Source organism: Desulfopila aestuarii DSM 18488 (assembly GCF_900143695.1).
Taxonomy (GTDB): domain Bacteria; phylum Desulfobacterota; class Desulfobulbia; order Desulfobulbales; family Desulfocapsaceae; genus Desulfopila; species Desulfopila aestuarii.
On sequence record NZ_FRFE01000002.1, the window covers coordinates 186,712 to 209,345 of the forward strand.

Here is a 22,634-nt window from a genome sequence, read left to right on the forward strand (position 1 = left end):
TATTTGAGCATTATCGATTACTTGATGGTTTCATAAACCCGCAAATTCAAGGATGGCCAAGTAAAACTCTCCATCTTATTTGACTGCTTTAAACGCCCAGGTTACCACTTGTTGTTTTTCCTCATTGGTAAACATCTCAAGAATGGTCGTTTCCATTTCCATTCCGATCTTGAGCGTTTTCAGATCAGTCTCTGTGATAATGCCGGTAATCTGAATTTTTTCGTTTTCAAATTCCACCAGACCGATACCGTAAGGGGTAATCTTGTTCTCAGTTTTAAAAGGTGCAGGACACGGATAGTATTGAATAGTGTAGCTTGCCAGCTTGCCTTTTTTGGGAAACAGCACATCCTCCACACCCTCGCGCGAGCAGTCGGGACGATGCTGATAGTGCTCCTTTGGAAAGAAATATGTTCCACAGGAGTTGCATTTTGCACCCATCAATCTGACTTCGCCGGTGGACCAGTCTACTAAATTTGGTATACGAGCTACTTTATTTGCCATGTTTTCCATCGTTTTATTCCTTCGTTGAAATCCAATTTAAGAAAAAAATCTGTTAACGACCGACAAACTTCGGCGCCCTCTTTTCAATGAAAGCATTGACACCTTCTGCCTTGTCCTCCAGGCTGAGAGAAATACTGTAGAGTTCATACTCGTATTTCAAACCACTTTCCAAATTGGTCTGCATACCACGGTTGATTGCGGTTTTGGCAAGTTTAAGGGCAGCGGCGCTCTTGGTGGCAATCTTCCTGGCCATCTCTTTGGCGGTGGGCATCAATTCATCCATTGCCACCACACGGTTGACCAATCCTATTCGGTCTGCTTCTTCGGCACGGATGATATCACCGGTATAGATCAACTCCTTGGCTCGGCAGACACCGATAAGCCGCTGAAGCCGCTGGGTACCGCCACCGCCTGGAATAATGCCGATGTTAATTTCGGTCTGACCAAATTTGGCTTTTTCCGAAGCGATGATGATGTCACAGCCCATCGCGATTTCACAGCCACCGCCAAGACAAAATCCGTTCACCGCTGCGATGACAGGTTTTTCAAGTTTTTCCACCATCTCGCCAAGCCGCATAATGTTGTGAGCAGCATAAGGGGTGGTCTTGTTGAACTCTTTGATATCACTGCCGGCAACAAACGATTTACCGCTACCGGTAAGAATGAGCACCTTGATCTCATCGTCGGCGGCCACTGCACCAATGGCGTCACGAAATTCGGCCCTGGTCTGGTTGTTCAGGGCATTCATCGCCTCGGGACGGTTGAAGGTAATGACCGCGATATTCTCTTCTTTTTCGAAAATGATATTCTCGTAAACCATGCCCTTCTCCCTTTAGGCTGATTGTTTTTGCCGGCGGATACCGTATTCGCAGAGTTTGCTGAGGGCCTTGACTCCCGAAATCAATGACGGGAACACCGGTATTTCCTTACCCATTTCGTCCATAATGACGTTTTTATATTTGTTGTAGCCAACGATCATACAGACAACGACCGGTTTACCGACATCCTGAACGATCTTCTGGATGATTTTCTTCTGCACCGCTTCCTGGGTATATTCGAACCCGGCAAGAATGAGCACTGCAGCGTCGATGTTGTCATCTCTGAAAGCGTCTGGGAAAGTGGTTTCAAGGGTCTTGGTGAAACCAATCTTGGTTACGGAAAAATAGAGGTCAACCGGGTTTGATACTGGGGTGTCGAACATGTCCTTCAGCTTCTCGGTTGTTGCTTCCGTCAGCTTGGGAAGTTCCAGGCCATGGCTTGCACAGAGATCAGAAACATTGACCCCAACACTGCCGGCCAGGGTGATAACCGCAATACGATTGCCTTTCGGTAGCGGTTGGGTCGAGAAGACCTTGGCGAAGTCTTTCAATTCGGTAAAATCATCAGCCATGATCATTCCAGTCTGCTTGACTGCGGCTTCGACAATCTTAGCGTTGCTGGCAATACTGCCTGTATGGCTCATAGCAGCTCTGGCACCAGCCTCGGTACGACCACCACTCAAGAAAATAACAGGCTTCTTGGCGGCTACTTTCTTGGCAATCCGGGTCAGGTTTCTGCCGTCACTGATGGTTTCCAGATACATGGAAATGACATCGACGCCTTCCTCTTCTCCGAAATATTCCAGCAGGTCGTTTTCATTGACATCGCACTTATTGCCGATTGAGCAGACCTTGCTAATGTTGAGGCTCTCATTTTCCACAATATCCGAAGCCATGCCGGCGGCCAAAAGACCCGATTGGCCAATAAGAACAACATTGCCGTTTGGGACTTTTTTGGTCATGGGATAGATCGAGGTGACGATATTGCGTGAAACGATACCGGAACAGTTCGGTCCCATCACCCTGATATTATTCTTTTTCGCGATATCGACTATCTGCTGCTGATAGATTTTGCCATCACCACCCATCTCGGCAAAACCGGCAGACTCGATAATGATTGCCTTAACTCCTTTCTGGGCACACTCTTCCACCGTTGCCACCGTGAGTTTCGGGGTTGGCAGAGCCGTGATGACCAGTTCAACGTCGCCGGGTATTTCCGTGAGCGATGTATATACCTTGTAGCCTAATATCTCATCAGACTTCGGATTAACCGGATACACGTCGCCGGCAAAATCGCTGCCCTTAATATTATTTACTATTACATAACCGAGCTTCCCGGGCTTACCGCTGGCCCCGATGACTGCAATAGATTTTGGTTTAAAAAATAGATCCATCATAGTAGCACCGTCCTTTTGTCGTCTGTTTGCAAGAGTGAATTTACGCAGAGAGTATAATTCTGGCATCAACTACAACAGCGCCTTCCTTATACGCAAACACCGGGTTCATATCGATCTCTTCGATACCCGGGGTTGCATTGACAAAATCAGACAACTTGACGAGCATCTCCTGCAAATAGGGGACATCAGCCGGATCATTGCCCCTATATCCAGCCAGAAGTTTTTTACCCTGGATCTCGCTGGTCATTTCTTCAGCATCAGCTTTCTCGATAGGGACGATTCTAAAGGAAACATCTTTCAACACCTCTACCAATACGCCGCCGAGGCCAAACATGACTACCGGACCAAAGCTTGCATCTTTGATCATGCCCATGATGATCTCGGTGCCGATCTTCGCCATGCCCTGGACCGCAACGCCTTCAATGTTTGCATCAGGTGCATACGCCCGGCAGGAGGTCATGATATCATCGTAAGCCTTCTCAACCGCTTCCCTGTTCTGCAGATTCACCTTTACCCCGCCGGCATCACTCTTGTGGGTAATATCCACAGACGAAACCTTCAGTACCACCGGATAGCCAATCTCATCACAGATAGAAACGGCCTTCTCCTTGCTCTCGGCAAGCACCGTCGGCGTGCAGTTGATGCCGGCCTCGCCCAGAATCTGCTTGGCCTCAATCTCCGTGAGCACTGTCCTCTTCTCTTCACGGGCCTTACTCAATATTTGAGCTGTCTTCATCGATTCTTCCTCACATGAACCAGCATGGCAAGACGACATTGTCCGGCCACAACCAAGAATAAAAATCAGAGCTTCACCAAGAAATCTTCTCGGAAACACTGATTTTCGTATTAGTAGTTCTCATCCTCAAGCTCAACGATCTCAAGCAGCTGTCAGGCCACCGTCAACATAGATGGTCTGGCCTGAAACGAAGCTCGCCGCATCCGAGCAAAGATAGACAACCGCACCGACCATGTCCTCCGGCAGGCCAATTCTGCCCATGGGAACAGCTGAAGCGTATTTTGCTGCCAGTTCCGGATTCTCAGCAATATGCTTGGTTCCGGGAGTAATGACCAATGCAGGACCGAGAGCATTCACCCGAATACCGTTCGGGGCCCACTCAAGAGCCAGCGACTTGGTGATAAGTTCAACGGCGCCTTTGGTTGCGCAATATCCTGAATTGCCACCTGTGTAACCGCGAATTCCGCGCACTGAGGAGAGATTGAGGATGGCGCCTTTCTTCTGCTCACGCATGACCTTGCCAACAGCCTTGCAGGCGATCATTGTTCCCTTCACATTCACGTTAAAGAGTTTATCCCAGTCTTCCAGCGGATACTCCAGGGCAGGATGCTTGATATTCATGCCCATGGCGTTGACGAGGATATCGATCCGGCCATACTTCGCCACAACAGCATCAACCAGCTTCTGGACACTCTCTTCATTGGTCACGTCCGAGGCGATGGCGATGGCCTCATTACCGGTCTCCTTGGTAATTTTGGCGGCAACAGCGGTAATTGCATCCTGATTACGACTTGAGACAACAACAGTCGCGCCATGATAAGCAAGACCAAGGGCCAGAGCTTCACCGATACCGCCTGCACCGCCTGTAACAATTGCGATCCTGCCATCCAACTTGAAAATATCTTTCATCTCGCTCTCCTGTATGACATATCTTTTTACATGACACCAAAAGTAGAATCAGGGGGTCACAATAAGTACCAGCACCTCTGCAGGTTTTCCGTTGTTAATGACCATATCTCGCTCTTCACCTGGGGCGATATAGATGCAGTCACCTTCGTTTAGGACATGTTTCTCATCTTTGCCACAAACTGTGATAGAGCCCTTGACCACATAGTAAACGCGCTCCTTCGGCGAAGCGCTCATCTCGGCACCGCCGTTCGGCTGAAAATAGGAGTAGCAGATAGTGGTACGTTTTGAGACAGCCTCGGTTATCTTCTGCAGCCCATACACCTCTGAATGCTTGGCGGCATCGTACGGAGTCCCCTGAGCATCTTTTACACTGATCATTTTTGACCTCGTTGAAGTGTGGAAGTACACGCAAGGAGAGCCGGCTTACCTGCAAGCCGGCTCTCCCAGCCGATTAATGAAGAGTTATTTCCGTTCCAGAACAATTTCACCTAAGTTGACATCCTTGTAGGTGGTGAACTCTGTCTGCCACGGCGCATATCCATTTGCGGCAACCGCAACGGTATACGTCGTATTCTTATCGAGCCCTTCAAACTCAAAGTCCCCGAAAATATCCGTCACTGACTCACGATTCTGCCCACCGCCTGTAAGGGTTACTTTCACACCGGGAGCACATTCTCCCTCGTTGTCTTTATAGACGATCTCACCTGCGACAAAACGCTTTGGCAAACCTACATATTTCACCAGTGAATCGGTCTGGAATTCAGGGTTGAGACTCTCAGTCGCAACCTCTTTGGCCAATTTGGAAATCTCACTGTTCGGATCGTCCAGATCACCAAAAACGAGTGCTCCGGTCGGACATGATTCAACGCAACGTGGCACCTTCTCTCCTTCATCAAGTCGATGGGCACACATGGTACATTTCTGCGGAATCTGCTTTTCAGCATTCCAGAAGACCACACGGTAAGGACAGGCATTAACGATTGCCTCCTGACCTATGGCTTTCTCGGGATCGATCATCACAATGCCGTCTGCCCTGCGATACACAGCACCGTCTTTCGAAGCCGAAATACATGGCGCAGATTCGCAGTGCATGCACGGCTTGGGGATATAGGAGACTTTGGGTTTAGGGTAGACGCCACGCTCCACCTCTTTCACCTGCATCCAGAACTGATCGTTTAAAGGTTGAGCAGCTGAATACGGAGGATAATCGTTACCGTAATATTCATCACGGCATGAAAGAAAACAGTTGTAGCAACCGTTACACTTGTTGACATCTATTAATATGGAATATCGAGACATTGTATCAACCCTCCCATTTTTCGATTTCGATGAGGCAGGAATTCGGGGTCATACCCGGTACATTCTTGGATACCATCCGTGAAGCCGTAAGGATGGCAACACAGCCACCTCTATCTGGAGAATCAGACTTTCCGGGAGTAAGCGGATCGTACTTGGCAGAAGAACAGTAACTGTGGATAACACCGTGCCGTACACGTTCGGTAACCACAGCAATACAGAGTACAGAACCGCGATCATTATAAAGACGAACGATATCGCCGGACTGGATCCCGCGCCGGTTGGCGTCCACGGGGTTAATTCGTGCAGGCCACCAGGCATACCCATCTTTTTTGATGCGGTGGACGGGGATATCATCGAGCCAGTCAGTATGTTTATCGTAGTGACAATGGAAACTGAAACGTGGATGGGGTGACATTAACTGCATCGGATATTTTTCAAATATCTCGCTGTGGTGCCCCTCCCAACTCTTGATATATTTCGGCGTAACCGGACGCTCTTCATCATCCGGAAACTTGGACTTCAAGCTCTCGGAGGCAAACTCAATCTTGCCGCTATAGGTACCAAGATGCCCGGCTTTTTCAGTACCCCTTTTCGGATTGTTGGTGTCGGGGGTATCACAATCACGGCCTTCCGCAAACCAGCGAAGAGATGGCGTAGATTTATAGTTCTCATCGATATTGATGATGTGGTAGCCTTTCTTGTCAAACTCTTCCCAGCTGATCAGTTTCGGAAGATCCGAAGAGTCAAAGAAGGCCTTCACCCATTCAAGCTCAGTCTTACCGTCGGTAAACTCTTCCTTCCTGCCAAGTTTCTCTGCGAGAAGGGTGAAAATCTCATAATCAGATTTCGATTCCCACATCGGCTCCAGGCATTTCTGCTGACGAACAACTATCCTGTAGTTACAGCCGCTGCTGGCATGACAGGTATAACCACCGCATGCGCCCCACTCTCCGACATCATCTCGCTCAAAGTTGGTACAGGCTGGCAGAATAATATCGGCCATCTGGGTCTCGCTGTTGAACCAGCAATCCTGATTGACCACAAACTCAAGTTTAGGGCTCTGGTACATTCTCACCCATTTGGAAGTATCACTCATGGTTCCCATGAATGAACCGCCATAGCGGTAAAAAAGTTTAATTTCGGAACAACCGTCCATCGGATATTTGAAATGAGTGAACTGCTGCTCCAGCGATTGACCACAAAACCCTTCTCCGTACCAGCTGATTGGCGGATTCAAAATCGCATCCGGCAAGGTAAGGCGCCACACCCTCTGCTTGTTGGGATTAACCGGTAAATGGTTGGCAACTTTCGAAGTTGCAACACGCCCCTGCAGATCAGCGTAAGCCGGGAACCAGTTTTTGGTATCGGAAGGTGCACCCATGGTGGTTCCCCAGATCGAACGACCAGGTTTTCCAAGCCCCTGCATACCCTGAAGCAGAACCATCATACGCGCCCATTCAGTACCATATGCCACTCGACAGGCACCACCCTCTCCACCACGGGAACCACCGGACAATACCGTTCGTTTGGCAGCCCATTCACGGGCCAGTGCCCGAATGACGCGGGCTTTTACGCCTGATTCCTCCTCGGCCCATTCAGGAGTCTTGGGCTGACCATCGGTCTCGCCCAGAACATAGGGTTTGAACTCTTCAAAGCCGATTGTACGATCTTTCACATATTCTTTGTCGTAAAGATCTTCGGTGATCCAGACATACGCAATGGCCATGGCCAGAGCAGTATCGGTCCCCATTCTCGGTGCGATCCATTTACCTTCCATCACACCAGCGGTGAAGTTATGGTAAGGGTCGATAAAGACCATCTTGACGCCTTTTTCTTTCAACCACTGACGCCACAATGCAGACTCCTGTCCTGTGTAGGTTCCACGAGTGGAGTCAGGATCGTTTGACCACAGCACGATCATTTCAGCATTCTGCAATGCATCTTCAAGAAGGTCGTACTGTTCCGGCATGCCAAGTCGCCAGTAGAACCCATAGGTATGGGTCGCCCCCCAATGCCAACCTTCCCAACTATCGGGATTGTCCAGCACCGGTGTAAATTCAAGCATATTCATAAACCGAGCGAAGGGTCCCATCTTGTAACCGACAATACCCCAGTTATGATGAGAAGAAGTCATGCCACTGATAGCGGAATTTCCATATGTTTCAGATACACGCTTTATTTCACTGGAGACGATATCGAGCGCTTCGTCCCAGGAAATTCTCACATAGGGTGATTTGCCCCGGTTTTGAGGATTCCTCTCGCCATTTGGATCAAAATCAACACGCTTTAATGGGTATTTAATACGATCATCCGAATAGAGCCTTCGCCTGTCCGCATGAACATATGGTGCGACATTAAATTTCTTGGGCGGTGAATATTTCTTCCCATCGGCTTCAATAACCCACGGTTTGAAATCCTTCTCCTCCGCCACCAATGGCCGCATTCGCGTGACCTTTCCATCTTTTACATAGACACTGACGGGCCCAGCATTTGTACAGTTTGTAAAAACCTTTTCACTCATTATTCGACCTCCCCGAATTAAGCTTTATGCCGTTTACTCCGGTGACTTTCCTTTAGCCTCGCATATATCTCAGGTAATTGCGTACTGCGATAGTTTACATCTGCTGGCATATTTTATTACATGCCATCTCCGACAAAATTTTCCGCCCAAAACCTCAACAAAGCTGCCAAGACCATCCAACATGACACCACACAAAATGTTTTGTGGTTGAGAGAGCCAACATGTACTGAATAGTGGAACACCACTACTCTCCTTTTACAAAAATACACTATGGACAAACCATGTCAAGACATTTTACATGTAATCGAGCAACTGCATAAAAAGTATAATAGTGACGTATTATTGGTATCATAAACTTTACCCAAGTACATCAAAATTGAATTATCAATTTTCACTTGACATCAAAATGAGATTATCATATTTGTTTCACTATGCGGAACAAAGAGTTTCCACAGTAGGTTTTGAATGATTTTTCATAAGCTAAAGACATCAGTTGAAGAGCTGGCATAGCGTGACAATATGAGCAAACAACTTGTTATAACAGGGTCTTCTGTCGAGAAAGCATTGAACATATTGCTCGCATTTGCACCACATAACACCGAGATGGGCACTACTGAGATCAGCATGAAACTTGGTATGCACAAATCGACAACAAGCAGGCTCATCAGTATTCTCGTTGCGACAAATTTCCTTCAACAGAACCGCCAGACCAGAAAATATTCCCTCGGCAGATCGGCCTATCGCATCGGCCACGCCGCAACACGCTCCACAGACACTCGTTTACTCGCCGTCGCCCAGCCCTACCTTATCGAACTCTCACAAAAAACTGGGGAAAGCATCGCTCTTGAACTTGTGTCCGGGCTCAATGTTATCCTTGCCTTGCATGTAGAAGGCCCAAGCCACCTGCGATTCAATTTTCAGCAAGGGGAACTTGTGCCCATCAATGTCGCAGCTGGCGCCAAGGTTATTCTCGCATACAGCGATGCGGCCTTTGTCGAATCATGCCTGCAAAGAGAATTTGAAAAATTCAACGACAAGACAATTGTCTCTAAAGATGAGTACCGTAAGCTCCTGGCAAAGATACGAAGTGAAGGCATAGCTTATGACCGCGGCGAACGCTATCCGGATATACACGCAATGGCCGTTCCCATTCGCAACCCTGAAGGGCAGCCAACTGCTGCAGTCATAATGGCCGGTCCTGCATCCCGCCTGACCGACAGCTTTCTCCGCTCTGTCATCGCCGACCTTCAGGAAACAGCAGAAAAAATCACGAAACAACTCTACTTGTAGTTTTTTTCAGTATCAAAGGCACATAGAACAATGCCATCTTATTAAAACTGTTATCGGCGAGATGCTTCGAAGCGAAAGCTGGTCCGATATTGGCCCTTGACAACACGCAATATTGCGTGCAATATTGCGTGTCATAACACATCATCACCTCGATTTCTGTATCTTTTTTGATATATAAGTAACCGATTTGTAGGGAAAATAAGCTCTCGGAAAGCCTGTAAAACAAGAGAGCCGGCAACCGGATACCATCAATGGATTATCAGCAAGGAGGAGAAAATGAAGAAATCTGCACTGTTGTTTGCATGCGCCCTGCTCGTCTCAATCAGTCTCAGCAGCATTGTTTGTGCCAAAGAGGTCACCCTTCGTTTCGCCCATCAAAACCCGGAATCAGGTCTCAGTTCCACTACCTGTGTTGCCCCCTGGCTCAAACAGGTTGAAGACGCAACCGGCGGCGCAGTCAAGATTGAGCCGTACTACGGTGAAACCCTTGCCAAAGGCAAGGACATGTGGAATGCCGTCAAAATGGGAATTACCGACATAGGCTGGGCCTTTCATGGCTACTGGCCTGGTATGACACCAGTTACCGATGTTATCAGCCTTCCAGCCATGTCCTTTGAAACTGCGGAAAAAGGAAGTGAAGTACTCTGGAAGCTTTATGAGAAGTATCCAGTAATTCAAAAAGAATTCGATGACGTAAAAGTACTTCTCTTCTACACCAGCCCTCCATACAGCCTGATCACTGTCGAGAAACCGGTCAAGAATCTTGACGATATCAAAGGGATGAAAATCAGGATGAGTGGCGGCCCTTCAACGGAAATGGTCAAAGCACTGGGCGCCGTACCAATGCTTATTCCGATGCCCGACAACTATATCTCGCTGCAAAAAGGCGTCATTGATGGCATGGGCGCCCCGTGGGAAGCAATCCAGGTCTGGCGATTTTACGAAGTTACCAAATACTATACAGAGGTTCCTTTCCCCGCCGTCTACTTCTCCATCATAATGAACAAGAGAAAATGGAACAGCCTGGATAAAGAAGTGCAGGATGCCATTATGAGCGTGAGCGGAGAAGCCGGTTCGAAGTTCTGGGGTAAACACTTCTTTGATGACATGAGAACCAGCGGCATCAAAAAAGTAGAAGAAGTCGGCAATGGCAATAATATCTTCACACTGGCACCAGAAGAACGCCAAAAATGGATAGACGTCGGTGGAAAGCCTGTCTGGGACGGCTGGGTAAGCACCATGGAGAAAAATGGCGTCAGCAATGCCCGGGAAATCCTGGATACCACTATCGCCTTGGGAAAAGAATGATTTCTCTTTCATGAGTTAGGAATATTGAGACACCATAGAAAATGGCGTCTCAATATTCATGGCGAGAACCCCCTAGCATGAAGCAAGTGATTGCCGCTTGCCATCTTTCATGGCCAAATCACCTCACCCAGAATTTCTTAACATTTATGGAATGTTAGCCATGCCATCCCTTTACAAGTTTGGAAACAAAGTTGTCCAGCCTGCCGTCAACGTTATGGTAAGCGTGGCAGCGACCGCTTTGGCTGTCATGATGTTCCTGATGGCCGCCGATGTTATCTTTCGATACCTTTTTAATTCACCAATTCCCGGAGCCCTTGAACTCATTGAGTTTTTGATGGCTATCATCGTTCCATTCAGCATTGCTTATTGTGCCAAGCTAAAAGCACATGTAACTGTTGACCTGGTCGTCGAACGATTTCCGGCGAAGGTTCGTTCGATCCTGAGGTTTATCATCACCAGCATAAGTTGTGTTTTTGTCACTTTGATTTGCTGGCAGAATTTTGCCTACATATTTGAAACATACCAATCCAACCTCACCTCAGCAGTCCTGAAGATTCCCGCCGCTCCTTTTGTGGCTGCAGCAGCCATAGGTACAGCTGTTTTTGCAATTATTCTGTTCATTGAGCTATTTCAGTCAAAATCAAAGGAGTGAAACAATGAGCCCAATTGAAGCTGGTTTTCTGGGAATGTTCTGTGTTCTTGTTCTCCTTCTGGCGCGAATGCATATCGGCCTTGCCATGGGTCTTATCGGGTTCCTCGGCTTTGCGTATATCACGGGATGGGAGCCGGCCCTCGGTCTCCTGCGTACCGTCCCGTACACGACCTTTGCCAGTGAAGGCCTGAGTGTTATTCCTCTCTTTATCCTGATGGGGGCTTTTGCCTTTGAGGCGGGAATGAGTGAAGATCTCTATGCGGCTGTGCATAAAATATTCGGCGGTCTCAAAGGCGGTCTGGCCATGGCCACGGTTGCCGCCTGCGCCTGCTTTGCAGCAATAAGCGGCTCAAGTCTTGCGACTGCTGCGACACTCGGCAGGGTTGCCATGCCGGAGATGAAAAAATACAATTATGACCTGGGTCTCGCCACGGGCTCTATCGCTGCCGGCGGCTGCATTGGCATTCTTATTCCGCCGAGCGTTATCCTGATTATCTATGGCATTCTCACAGAGCAATCGATTGGCAAGCTTTTCATGGCCGGAGTCATCCCAGGTATTCTCGAGGCAGTTTTCTATATTATCACCATCTGGCTCCTCACCCGGCGTAACCCGGCCCTGGGCCCGCCAGGCCCCAAAGCCAGTACCAAAGAAAAGGTCAGGGCGTTTTCCCGCACCTGGGAAGTTATTGTCCTGTTTACTATTGTAATAGGTGGGCTCTACATGGGCATTTTCACCCCCACGGAGGCAGCCGGCATTGGTGCATTCTGTGCCTTATGCTTTGCTTTCATGAGGGGAAAGATGAAATGGCTCAACTTCAAAAACAGCCTCACCTCTACAGCCTCCACTACCGGCATGCTGTTCCTGATCATCATGGGTGCCATGATGCTCGGTTACTTTTTCTCAGTCACCCGCCTGCCTTTTGAGTTCGCCTCTATGGTCGCAGCCTTGCCGATAAACCGTTATGCAATTCTCGCATGTATTGTGGTGGTCATCCTCATACTGGGATGTCTGATGGACTCCCTGGCTATTGTGCTGTTGACCGTACCAGTCTTCTACCCACTGATACTTGAGCTCAACTTTGATCCGATCTGGTTTGGCATTATTGTTGTCAGGGTCACTGAAATGGGTCTCATTACACCGCCTGTAGGACTCAACGTTTTTGTGCTGAACGGCATAACGGGAGTTCCCATGCACACGATTTTCAGAGGCGTAACCCCCTTTCTTCTCGCGGATATTCTCCAGTTAATTCTGCTCATATCATTGCCTCAGATATCGCTCTTCCTGCCGAACCTCATGAACTGATGCAATAAAAACGGGTCTTGATTCAACCGAATCAAGACCCTTTTTTACATGCTGAACAAAAGTTCAAATGTTCCACATCAATCAATCGGATGGTGCTCAGAAACGCCAGGCCAACCCTTGACAATCGGCCCGCACGTTGTCCGCCGGCCAACGCCAACTATCCTATCATTTCCCCTTAGCTCATCCTATAAAGAACAACGATAGTGATCAGATTTATAAAGAACCTGCTTTGCATGCTACCCTTTGCACTTGCCTTAACGCCCCATGAATGCTGCTACATCAATTGGTCATCATCTCTGGCAAAAATAAAGCAATTTGCGGAAAGGCGATCAGCAGTATCAAGTGCAACAGATCTGCACAGATGAAGGGGAGTACACCTTTATATATCGTAAATACTGGGGTATTTCCCGCTATTCCCTTTATGACAAACACTGTCATTCCCATGGGAGGAGTAATACAGCCAATTTCACAAACCCTGACGATTAATATGCCAAACCAGATAGGATTGAAGTCCATGGCGATTACAAGAGGATAAAAGATCGGCATTGTCAGGAGAATCATTGACAGCGGGTCCATGAAACAACCGAGGATGAGATAAAAACTTAAGATAAAAGCCAAAATAACATACCGGTTCAAGGGGAGTGAACTGACAAAGTCTCCCAGTTCGGTTGGCAGTCGACTTACAGCCAAAAAGGTATTGAGCATCGTGGCGCCGGCTACAATTAATAGTACCATAGCAGCCACCTTAACCGTGTTGACAAGACTCAGTTGGAATTTATCCCAGCTCAAGCGTCTGGATAAAATAGAATAGGTAAATGCACCAAAAGCTCCGACACCTCCAGCTTCAGTTGGGCTAAAAAGCCCGAAATACAACCCCCCAATGATCAAGACAAAAAGACAGAGAATCGGTGCTGTTTTTTTGAGTACCTTCACCTTTTCTTTCATCGGTGCTACTGGTCCGCGCGGACCAAGCTCAGGTTTCCAGAGGCAAAGCAGGTAAACAGTGACCATATAAAATATCGCTTCCGTTATACCTGGAAGAAAACCAGCCATAAATAGCTTGCCAATAGACTGCTCGGTAATGATTCCATAAAAGATAAGTGCCATGCTCGGAGGAATCATTGAACCCATGGTACCGCCTGCGGCAAGAATGCCACAGGCAAGGCCGCGGTCATATTTATATTTCTTCATTTCCGGTAGAGCTACAGAGCCCATGGTAACAGCGGTGGCTATACTTGAGCCGCTGACTGCGGCAAATGCGGCGCAGCCACCCACCGTCGCCAATGCCAGCCCCCCCCGCATATGCCCCACCCATTTATGGACTGCTTCGTAAAGATCTGTACTCACCCCAGAGTGGTAACAGAGATGCCCCATCAGCATAAAGAGCGGCCCAACGCTAAGAAGATAGCTATTCCACGTATCGTACGGGAATACACCTGCCATGCCAAATGCGGCATCAGCCCCCCGTAACCAGGCGAATCCGAGGAAACCGACAAAACCCATGGTAATTGCAATGGGCATTCTCATCAAAAGCAAGACAAACAAAAGACCCAAACAAATTATGCCAATCGTTACGGATGTCATTTTTCGAATACTCCGATTATGGAATCAAATAAGTCCATGAGCAGCACGACAACGAACAACACAAATCCAAGGCTTACGATACCGACAAAAGGATATGTCGGTATAAATAGGGTTAACGTAGTGATCCTGTTACCTTCCAAATACTGCATATGTACAAATGAGCGCCAGGCGATCACTAAAAAGAAAACAATCGTGATCAGATTTGTAATACAATCAAAGAAAGCCTGGACGCGTTTTGGTAAATTGTTAGCGAGGATGTCCACACTGACATGGCCCTTTTCAATCGCACAAAAAGAAATCCCCAGAGAAACACATGTTACCAAGAGAAGCTCGGTTACTTCCTGGGCAAAAGTGACAGGGCTATTGAAGAAATAGCGCATGATCACATCGGCGGCCGTAAGAAACATCATCAGGACTAATGCCAATTGTGATATCTTGTTCAGGTGGGTGATAGCTGCCCTAATTGCTTTTCGGTTTATCAGTGTGGACATGGTCTTCGTGCTCCGGTATTGAGGAACGCTACTATTGTGCCGCAGTCGTCTTAATCAATTCCTGTGTGGTCGTAAGCATTTTTTGAACAAGACCTTTCGGATCGGGATAGCCTTCAGCCGCCGCCTTTTTCTCAGCAGCTTCAATCCATACGTTCCATATTTTATCTCCGTAAAGGGCTTGCATCTCCTTAACTTCGTCGGCATCCATTTTCGTTTCGATAATTTGATATCCTTCCTTAAGTACCCGTTCTTTCCCAGGCTCAACGGATTCATCAAAAGTCGTTCGAGTCCAGAAACGGCTTCCCTCCATTCCACAAACACTCATAACCTTTTCTTGCAAATCAGCTGGTAAGCGATCCCAAGCCTGCCGGCTCATGGCAACACCTCTCGCACCGGCGTTCCATGGTCCTTCAAAATAATACTTTACTACTTCGTAAAATCTAAAAGACATCAGCATATCCCAGTTAGCCATCGAAGCATCTATTACGCCCTTTTCAAGTGCGCTGTATATCTCGGATCCACCAACTGTAGTAGGGATACCACCGCCAGCTTCCACGACATTTTTCAGACTTTCTCCACCAGAAATCCTTACCTTCATGCCATTAAAGTCTTTCATTGACTTTATTTGTTTCTCTTTTGAAACGAAAACGAACGGTGTGGATGTGTACACCAGCAGCAGCTTATTGTCTTTGTATTCGTCCTGTATTTCAGGAAATTGCTCGTACAATTTCCAAGCAACAATTGCTTCATGTTCCGCATTTTTATACTCCAAAAAAGGCAAGGTTATAACATTGTGAAACTCCACAAGACCCGGCCAGTAATGGAAACTGACATCAGCAATATCAACGATGCCGTTTTTCAAAGCATCCCACGCTGCTTTCGACTTCACCAGGGCTCCCCCCCAGTAAGGTTCTATCACAACCTGGCCGTCTGTCGCTTTGGCAATCTGCTCGAACCACGGCTTCATTGTATGCTCCGCCCCCCAACCGGCGGCTGGCAAAGTGGTGGCAAAGGTGAGTTTGTATATCTTTTTTTCCTCCGCCTTGGCTATTGTTACACCAGAGAAGACCAGAACAAATAACAGAAACGCTGACAATGACATCGAGACTGGTTTTTTCATTGAATTCTCCCTCTCTTATTTTGATTATTCCACCGCCCGGCACCCATCGGCTGTTAGGTCAAGCATGGTAAGCACAACCTTCAGACAGTGAGCGTAAGCATAAGAATGATACAGAACGTATACATTATAGCTACACGACATCTACTGTGATGTCAAGTGTGATATTTGTCAGATCAACCTTTCAATAGATTTTCAAAATGGGTAAAAGCGTGTGGCTTGCAGCAAAGATTGATGACACGTGTTTTTGGCAAGATCCGCCCCTCAAAATCGTTTGCTGAAGATGTTATTATTGCAATGCTTTATACAAGCATGGGTTTGGTAATTGAGCTCGTTCAAACATACGGACGACTAACAATGACTGCTGCTGCCCCTTCGTCCTGTCACCTCAACCTGCAACATTGAGCGAACAGATAAAACCAGAAAGCCCCAGTCTTTATGGAACTCGGGCTTTCTGGAAAAAACGATTTAGAACCTTACAGATTATTTCCTTGTTTTCTTACGCAAGAAAATAGTCCGTCTCAAGGTGCTTATACCCCTAGTGGGGTGTTAGAACCTATAGGCCAAGGAAAAACGGATATCGTTGAAGTCCTGTAGACTACCACTTACATCATCATCAACATTTCTAATGGCATAACGGAGTCGGGCCTCGCAACCTTTAAACCAGCCGCCAAGCTTATACTGGAGGTTAAAGTCAATTTGATCATAATCCTGCGATGCGTTTGTTCCCTTATCAGGTGTGTCATACGTAGCCAAGAAGGTATAGGCTGTCAGACCTTCGACACCAATTTGCTTGAAATTATAATCTAATTTCACAGCATATCCTGTCTCTTCGGGGCGCTGGAGATTTGCTCCAGCCTGCTGGATAATGACCTTGTTGCCTCCATAAGGATCATCAACCCGATCATCACCAACCTGACCGTAATATCCAGTCAAAGTAAAGCCCTTGAATGATACGCCTATATCACCACCGGCTGTCCAGGTATCCAGTTCTCCGGCATAGGCATCTCCAGTATCCTGACGATTGAGGTATTTGAAGTTCATCACCATGTTGACATCTTTTGAAAGAGGTCTCCTGTAACGCGCTTCAAACGACAAATCATTCTGCACATCTTCATAATAATAATCCCAAAGCTGGAATCTCAGATCACCAGGCGCCCTATAGGTAACACCGGCTGCAAACATACCGCCATCAGCTTCAGGATTTTTTGTATAGCCAGAAGCTATTGAATCGAACTCTTCAGCTGTCCAGCCAAGCACTTCATCAAGATAGAGGGCTTCCAGTATAAATTTATGCTTACTTTCTTCTACGTTAAATGTGGTATTTTTAATAGAAAGCCCCCGGTACTTGATCGGGGCCATGTATACGTCAAAGCCTTTTATCCAAGGATTAAATACACTCTGTGCTCCGAATGTGACAGTAGTGTCATACCCTTGGTAACTGACATAATACTCATCCATTGCCGTGTAATTCTCTGGGCTAGTGGGGCCACTTCTGTCGAGAACCGCACCGTATACTGCCTTACTATCACTATTCCAACTCGCTCCCTGGCTTGTTTTGAAACCTGCACCAACACGAAAACCATACAAAGGCGCGGTCTCATATTTCAAATTTCCACCTACAGCGAAAGTACTGGCATCCAGTGAGACATCATTATCTCTATAATACCACAGATATTTAATCGCCCCGCTGGCCTTCCCCTGCTTAACCCACTCCATCAGGCTACTTACCCCTTCAGATCCTGTCCCCTGCGTATCTGCATTTGCAGACAAGCAAGGAGTCATAACAACGAGTGAGATGGCAGCTAACAGTACTTTTCTCCCTTTCATTCTTCTCTCTCCTAACTGTTGAATTGTATTTATCTCTGACTACGACATTGCGTCAGAGACCCGCAAAACCAGTTATTAATGACAATCCACGAAACCACATACCGTCCGGCAAAAATAGGCCAACAGATCGATCGAAACTATTGATGAGAGCCCTGAAAATCGGTTTTTCCGATGAATTTCCTGATAGTTCTGCGATAAAGATACAAACCACGTGATGGAGTTTGAGCTGATTTCCCGAGAAAAGAGGGCCTAGCCAGCTTTGCAATGCCTCAATGACCATCACACGAGCATAGGATTGAATATTGAACTCGTTGAAATCAGACACGATTAGAAGCTACCAAGTAGCAGAAAGCGCGAAGGATAAAAAGCCAGCACCGGATCGGAAAAATACACCTAAATCATTGCATTTTTTCCTTTTCTGATCCATGTCGACACTCCCCCCTGGCTATCAGTGGAACTTCTGTACCCCAGCTGTTGAAGCATTAATTTCATATTTACATGCAATATGCAATACATTTTTTTATCGTTTCTATCCCATAATTTATTGCATATACACCAATGATGTCTTTTGTGACAATGCAATTTTTCAACAACCAGCCATTAACACATTGTAACCATTGAGGTAACGTGGTAATACCACCAAAGTACCAGCAAAAATAATCACCCCTAAAGGTTGGCCATAATATAGTGATGGTGATCAGGCCGGATACCTTCTGCGATCATGCAGATCTGGCAGATGAACACCTATACGACATCACGTAACATGGGGTAATTAGACCCGTTGGCCAGTTACTCTCGGAGTATGCCGCATCTGAACCATTAAAAGCAGAACAAACGACCATCCGCACCGCAGCTTGACGGCTGAGTAATCAGGGATCGTTGGCCCACCCTCAAGACGTGGACACCCAGTTGAGTCACCTGAAGGAAAATGACAGAAGTAAAGCCACTGATATCGCGGTACTCGACGAATTAGGGCACCAGCACTTCTTAATGACAGGAATAAGGTTATGACCGATCTAGTCAGCACACTTTATAGAGGTAATTCAGTACGTTTTGCTACATGCCAGAACTGCAGAAAATAGTCAAAGTACTTTGATGATGCAAAAAAGACCACCGCGCGCGCCTTCACTTTCCCCATCGTTGAGACATTATTGAAAATGCCAAGGAGAGTGGAGGATCAAAAACAGGATGTAGTTTTTTCCAAAAATAGGGATTGGCAATTGTAGATACTGACAGACACATGAGCCCCAAAAAAAGGTCCCTGCATGCAAGAGGGGCTACCTGTAATTCTTTTGCAGACGGCCCTGCTCCAGGATGAATCGGTTGAGATAGCGCATTACTACGCTGTAGGATGTTATACTTATTACGATTTCATCAACTATATTAACAGGTTTGAAAGACAAGCTTTTTTTTTAGCCCCTCATTCCAAGGGAAATGATATTAAAACTCTCCAAGCAATGTGTAGTTCGAATTTACACATTGGTGGCACTACCCACAAAATACCTCACACAAATGCGCCTGGAATCGGCCCCAGAGCATGCCGAGCTGGCATGCATTTACCAGCAAGACTGGGTCGGCAACCGCGCGTCCCCAGTCCGGATAGTACTGTTCGAAAGCTCCGCAGCCAAAACGGACATCAAGTAACGACCAAAGGGAAAAGGTCCGCAAATCTGCTCGACACATCCCCTACTGCATCGGCCTATGATTTATTAAATACCAATCTGTTTTTATTGTTTTTTTTCCGTGATCAACTTTCAGGAGCAAAATATTACTGACCATCATTTGGCAAAAATGGTGGCTTGAAATCTATACCGATCAAACTACGCGCATGATCGCATAACGTTTTTAAATGTTTTGCCAAATCAATCCTATCCTCCTCAGCCAAAGCTCCAAAAACCATCATAATAGAAGATTTGTCAGTGTTATAATAGAGCTTTCGCCCCTTTTCGGTGATAACAATTTTGAATTTGTTCCCTTTAGGCTCCTTAACCTTCTCCACAAGTCCCTCTTTGACCATTCGATTAATGAGGGTCGACACGGAATGGTGCTGCCGCATGGTAAATTGCGATATCTCTCCTTGCGTGGCCGAGCCATTGTTTATTTCAAGGGTATACAACACAGATGCCTGGGCCGGGGTAAGTCCATAATGGTTTAATTCCATGTCGCGCGCACGTGCTATTGCGAAGGCTGTCTGCTCCAGCAAAACCCATAATTCAAATTCTTCTGAAAATTTTGCTAAGTTTGCGTGTTGGCTGTTATCTGTAGTTTCCAAAATCAATAGCTCTCCCTTGTGCACATTTTTTAATAAAACTCAATATCAATATCTTAAGCAGAATGCCACAGTTCGTTAACAACCATTTGAAGGGAACAGGCAGCCTGTGTATTAGATTCTTTTCAGCGAGAAAAATCTTACAGAACCGTAAACCAGCAATCGCCCTCTTTCGAGTCGACCATGAAAATTGGTTTATGTGCTTCGTACTAGCAGCCTACACTTTTACAGTCAATCAACATCCAGCAGTGAGCAAATTATCCCTGATAGTATTCTCCTGAGAGGAGTTATCTATATTACAATCAGTTTCAACAAAAAAATGCCTACCGCAAGGATCACCGCATCCCACCGAGACGACGAAGGTGGCGACTCTCTTGCTCGAGAAAGTGCAACACCCGGGTTGAGTGCCATGCTGTTTTCAAGACCGCTTTGCAATACGTTTGAATCGAGCACACAACAATAATCATCCATCACCCCAAAATGCATTTTAACAGAAAATCCCCTTTACATCATATACGATATCGCATATGCTTTGTCAAATGCTATTCGTCGCACCCACAATAGATTTAGCAAATTAATCATAATATTTCATTTATTTAGCTGAAGCATGCAATTGCAGGTACCCTAGCAGAAGTGATGGGCGTTGATTATCCTTCAAATATTTGCTCCAAGATTAACAGTCTCTTTAAATTATAACCAGAGGCCAGCATTGAAGCACACACACCTTATCAATACAGCAATAAGCATTGTCCGAGGGCTCACAATAGCACTAAGTGTTGTTGCATCTCTTCTCCTTTGCGCCATGGTAGTAGTGATCGTGTTTAATGTAGGGAGCCGATTTCTGTTTAAAATGCCGCTGTATGGTACTATTGAGCTTGTTGAATTAATGATGATAATCATAAGCTTTATCGCGATAGCATACACTTCCATGCAACGAGGTCATGTCCGCATAACTATTCTTACTGATAAGCTACCTCAAATAATTCAGGACTTTCTTGGTAGATTCGTTTCCTTACTCAATGTCACAATTTTTTCGCTCATCTTGTATCAAGCTGCAATAAATGCTGTGTATTCGGCAAGCAATCTGCATCACCGTACAGATACCCTTGATATTCCAATCGCTCCTTTCAAAATCCTGATGGTTTTGGGTGTTGCGGTCCTGTTATGCATAGAAATAACACACGTCTTCCGCCCCCTTTCACCTGAACTTGATAGTGGAGAATGAAACGATATCATGGAAATCATGACAATTATCTTTGCGTTCGCTGCACTTTTTCTTCTTATGGCTATTGGTATGCCGATAGGTTTTGCAATGATTATCGTCGGATTTGGAGGCTATGCTCATTTGGGCGGCTTTGATTCCGCATTAACCATGGTCGGCTCGGTTCCATATACCACTGTTGCCTCCTATCTTTTCAGTGTTCTTCCTTTATTTACGCTAATGGGCGACTTTGCATCATCTTCCGGATTGATGCGTGATGGTTATCGCACTATGAACATCTGGATAGGCCACCTTCCCGGCGGATTAGCAATGGCTTCAATTGGTGGCTGTGCAAGCTTTGCCTGTGTCTCCGGCTCCAGCGTAGCCACCGCTATGACAATGACCAGGGTTGCGCTGCCCGAAATGCTTGAATACAAATATAGCCCTAAACTTGCTGCTGGATGTTTAGCCGCTGGAGGAACGCTTGGTCTTCTGATCCCTCCAAGCGGAGCGTTTATTATCTATGGATTAATTGCAGAACAGTCCATCGGGAAACTGTTTATGGCCGGCGTTGTTCCAGGAATCATGCTCACTGTTCTGTTTATGGCAACAATTTATATCTTGGCAAAAATAGATCCAAAAATAGCCCCTTGTGGCGCAAAATTCATATGGAAAGATAGATTGTTAGCGCTTAAAGACGTGTGGGGACTGCTGCTGATATTTTTCATTGTCATGGGTGGAATTTGGGGCGGCGTATTCACCCCCACCGAGGCCGCTGCTGTCGGTGCATTTGTAGCTTTTATCTTCCTTGTTGCCAGGAGGAAATACACGTGGCAAGTATTTATTCGTTCACTTAAAAGAGCAGTGAGTTTCACTGGAATGGCATTTAGCATGTTAATAGGTGCAATGATATTCGGATACTTTACCGCACTCGCCGGATTGCCGGACGCCTTGGCCAATCTCATCACCGAATTGTCAATGCCACCTTTAGGTGTCCTGTTATGCATTCTTGCTGTTTATGTTGTTATAGGTTGTGTTATGGAATCTATTCCAATGATACTCATAACTGTACCGATTTTCGGCCCTATTCTCACCGCCCTTGGTTTTGATCCAATATGGTTTGGAGTTATCCTTGTCATCATGACTGAAATGGCCTTAATTTCTCCACCTATTGGAATGAACGTGTTTATTATCAGCGGAATGACATCAGGCATTCCGATGTCCACCATTTTTCGTGGAGTATTACCTTTCGTTGTTGCAATGCTGGTTGGTGTAGCCATTTTGATTACATTCCCTCAGATCACCTTGTTTCTCCCACAAACAATGAGTTGAACGAGAAACGATGCTTGCAGATTAAAACAATTCTTCAACCTCAAACTTTAGCATAACCCTTAAAATATACTGATGT

At 46.4% G+C, this 22,634-nt stretch carries 19 protein-coding genes; 6 read left to right on the top strand and 13 right to left on the bottom strand.

The features are described 5' to 3' along the window. Nucleotides 1-75: 75 nt before the first annotated feature. The 8 genes from BUF15_RS02635 to BUF15_RS02670 all read right to left on the bottom strand — a co-directional run bounded on the left by BUF15_RS02635 (nt 76) and on the right by BUF15_RS02670 (nt 8,181). Nucleotides 76-501 carry a Zn-ribbon domain-containing OB-fold protein gene (locus BUF15_RS02635; RefSeq protein ID WP_159441213.1) on the bottom strand — a complete coding sequence of 142 codons (426 nt, stop codon included), beginning with the start codon at nt 499-501 and terminating at the stop codon, nt 76-78. Nucleotides 502-553: 52 nt separating this feature from the next. Beyond that, on the bottom strand, nt 554-1,321 hold the full coding sequence (locus BUF15_RS02640) for an enoyl-CoA hydratase-related protein (protein ID WP_073611903.1): 768 nt from the start codon (nt 1,319-1,321) through the stop codon (nt 554-556). 12 nt (nt 1,322-1,333) lie between these two features. Then, nucleotides 1,334-2,716 carry an acetate--CoA ligase family protein gene (locus BUF15_RS02645; RefSeq protein ID WP_073611904.1) on the bottom strand — a complete coding sequence of 461 codons (1,383 nt, stop codon included), beginning with the start codon at nt 2,714-2,716 and terminating at the stop codon, nt 1,334-1,336. Nucleotides 2,717-2,756: 40 nt separating this feature from the next. Beyond that, nucleotides 2,757-3,452 (bottom strand): acetate--CoA ligase family protein, encoded by a 696-nt coding sequence (locus BUF15_RS02650; protein WP_073611905.1) that lies wholly within the window; start codon nt 3,450-3,452, stop codon nt 2,757-2,759. Between the two features lie 141 nt (nt 3,453-3,593). Beyond that, nucleotides 3,594-4,361, bottom strand: a complete 768-nt coding sequence (locus tag BUF15_RS02655) for an SDR family NAD(P)-dependent oxidoreductase (RefSeq protein WP_073611906.1) — start codon at nt 4,359-4,361, stop codon at nt 3,594-3,596. A gap of 48 nt (nt 4,362-4,409) precedes the next feature. Further along, entirely contained in the window at nt 4,410-4,739 is a 330-nt protein-coding gene (locus BUF15_RS02660) for a cupin domain-containing protein (protein ID WP_073611907.1), read from the bottom strand. Nucleotides 4,740-4,823: 84 nt separating this feature from the next. After that, nucleotides 4,824-5,660, bottom strand: coding sequence for a 4Fe-4S dicluster domain-containing protein (locus BUF15_RS02665; protein WP_073611908.1), 837 nt, complete (start codon nt 5,658-5,660; stop codon nt 4,824-4,826). A gap of 4 nt (nt 5,661-5,664) precedes the next feature. Beyond that, complete coding sequence (locus BUF15_RS02670) at nt 5,665-8,181, bottom strand: molybdopterin-dependent oxidoreductase (RefSeq protein WP_073611909.1); 2,517 nt, start codon at nt 8,179-8,181, stop codon at nt 5,665-5,667. Nucleotides 8,182-8,700: 519 nt separating this feature from the next. Here BUF15_RS02670 and BUF15_RS02675 point away from each other — a divergent pair. From BUF15_RS02675 to BUF15_RS02690, 4 genes are all read left to right on the top strand, one after another. Continuing rightward, on the top strand, nt 8,701-9,471 hold the full coding sequence (locus BUF15_RS02675) for an IclR family transcriptional regulator (RefSeq protein ID WP_073611910.1): 771 nt from the start codon (nt 8,701-8,703) through the stop codon (nt 9,469-9,471). Between the two features lie 276 nt (nt 9,472-9,747). Further along, the gene (locus BUF15_RS02680) at nt 9,748-10,779 is read left to right on the top strand and encodes a TRAP transporter substrate-binding protein (RefSeq protein WP_073611911.1); all 1,032 of its coding nucleotides are present in this window, start codon (nt 9,748-9,750) and stop codon (nt 10,777-10,779) included. A 109-nt stretch (nt 10,780-10,888) separates the two neighbouring features. Continuing rightward, entirely contained in the window at nt 10,889-11,431 is a 543-nt protein-coding gene (locus BUF15_RS02685; RefSeq protein WP_084553404.1) for a TRAP transporter small permease, read from the top strand. Nucleotides 11,432-11,435: 4 nt separating this feature from the next. Then, nucleotides 11,436-12,734 (top strand): TRAP transporter large permease, encoded by a 1,299-nt coding sequence (locus tag BUF15_RS02690; protein WP_073611913.1) that lies wholly within the window; start codon nt 11,436-11,438, stop codon nt 12,732-12,734. Between the two features lie 279 nt (nt 12,735-13,013). Here the strand turns inward: BUF15_RS02690 and BUF15_RS02695 are convergent, their stop codons facing one another. From BUF15_RS02695 to BUF15_RS02720, 5 genes are all read right to left on the bottom strand, one after another. Continuing rightward, complete coding sequence (locus BUF15_RS02695) at nt 13,014-14,318, bottom strand: TRAP transporter large permease (RefSeq protein ID WP_073611914.1); 1,305 nt, start codon at nt 14,316-14,318, stop codon at nt 13,014-13,016. Then, nucleotides 14,315-14,809 carry a TRAP transporter small permease gene (locus BUF15_RS02700; RefSeq protein ID WP_073611915.1) on the bottom strand — a complete coding sequence of 165 codons (495 nt, stop codon included), beginning with the start codon at nt 14,807-14,809 and terminating at the stop codon, nt 14,315-14,317. Before BUF15_RS02700 ends, BUF15_RS02695 begins: the two co-directional genes overlap by 4 nt. A gap of 31 nt (nt 14,810-14,840) precedes the next feature. Then, entirely contained in the window at nt 14,841-15,929 is a 1,089-nt protein-coding gene (gene dctP / locus BUF15_RS02705) for a TRAP transporter substrate-binding protein DctP (RefSeq protein WP_073611916.1), read from the bottom strand. A 546-nt stretch (nt 15,930-16,475) separates the two neighbouring features. Further along, on the bottom strand, nt 16,476-17,756 hold the full coding sequence (locus BUF15_RS02710) for an OprD family outer membrane porin (RefSeq protein WP_073611917.1): 1,281 nt from the start codon (nt 17,754-17,756) through the stop codon (nt 16,476-16,478). Between the two features lie 1,768 nt (nt 17,757-19,524). Continuing rightward, complete coding sequence (locus BUF15_RS02720) at nt 19,525-20,034, bottom strand: MarR family winged helix-turn-helix transcriptional regulator (protein WP_073611919.1); 510 nt, start codon at nt 20,032-20,034, stop codon at nt 19,525-19,527. A gap of 700 nt (nt 20,035-20,734) precedes the next feature. On the opposite strand from BUF15_RS02720, the gene BUF15_RS02725 reads away from it, so the two are divergent. Then, on the top strand, nt 20,735-21,250 hold the full coding sequence (locus BUF15_RS02725) for a TRAP transporter small permease (protein WP_073611920.1): 516 nt from the start codon (nt 20,735-20,737) through the stop codon (nt 21,248-21,250). Between the two features lie 9 nt (nt 21,251-21,259). Beyond that, complete coding sequence (locus BUF15_RS02730) at nt 21,260-22,558, top strand: TRAP transporter large permease (RefSeq protein WP_073611921.1); 1,299 nt, start codon at nt 21,260-21,262, stop codon at nt 22,556-22,558. The last annotated feature ends 76 nt before the right edge of the window (nt 22,559-22,634 follow it).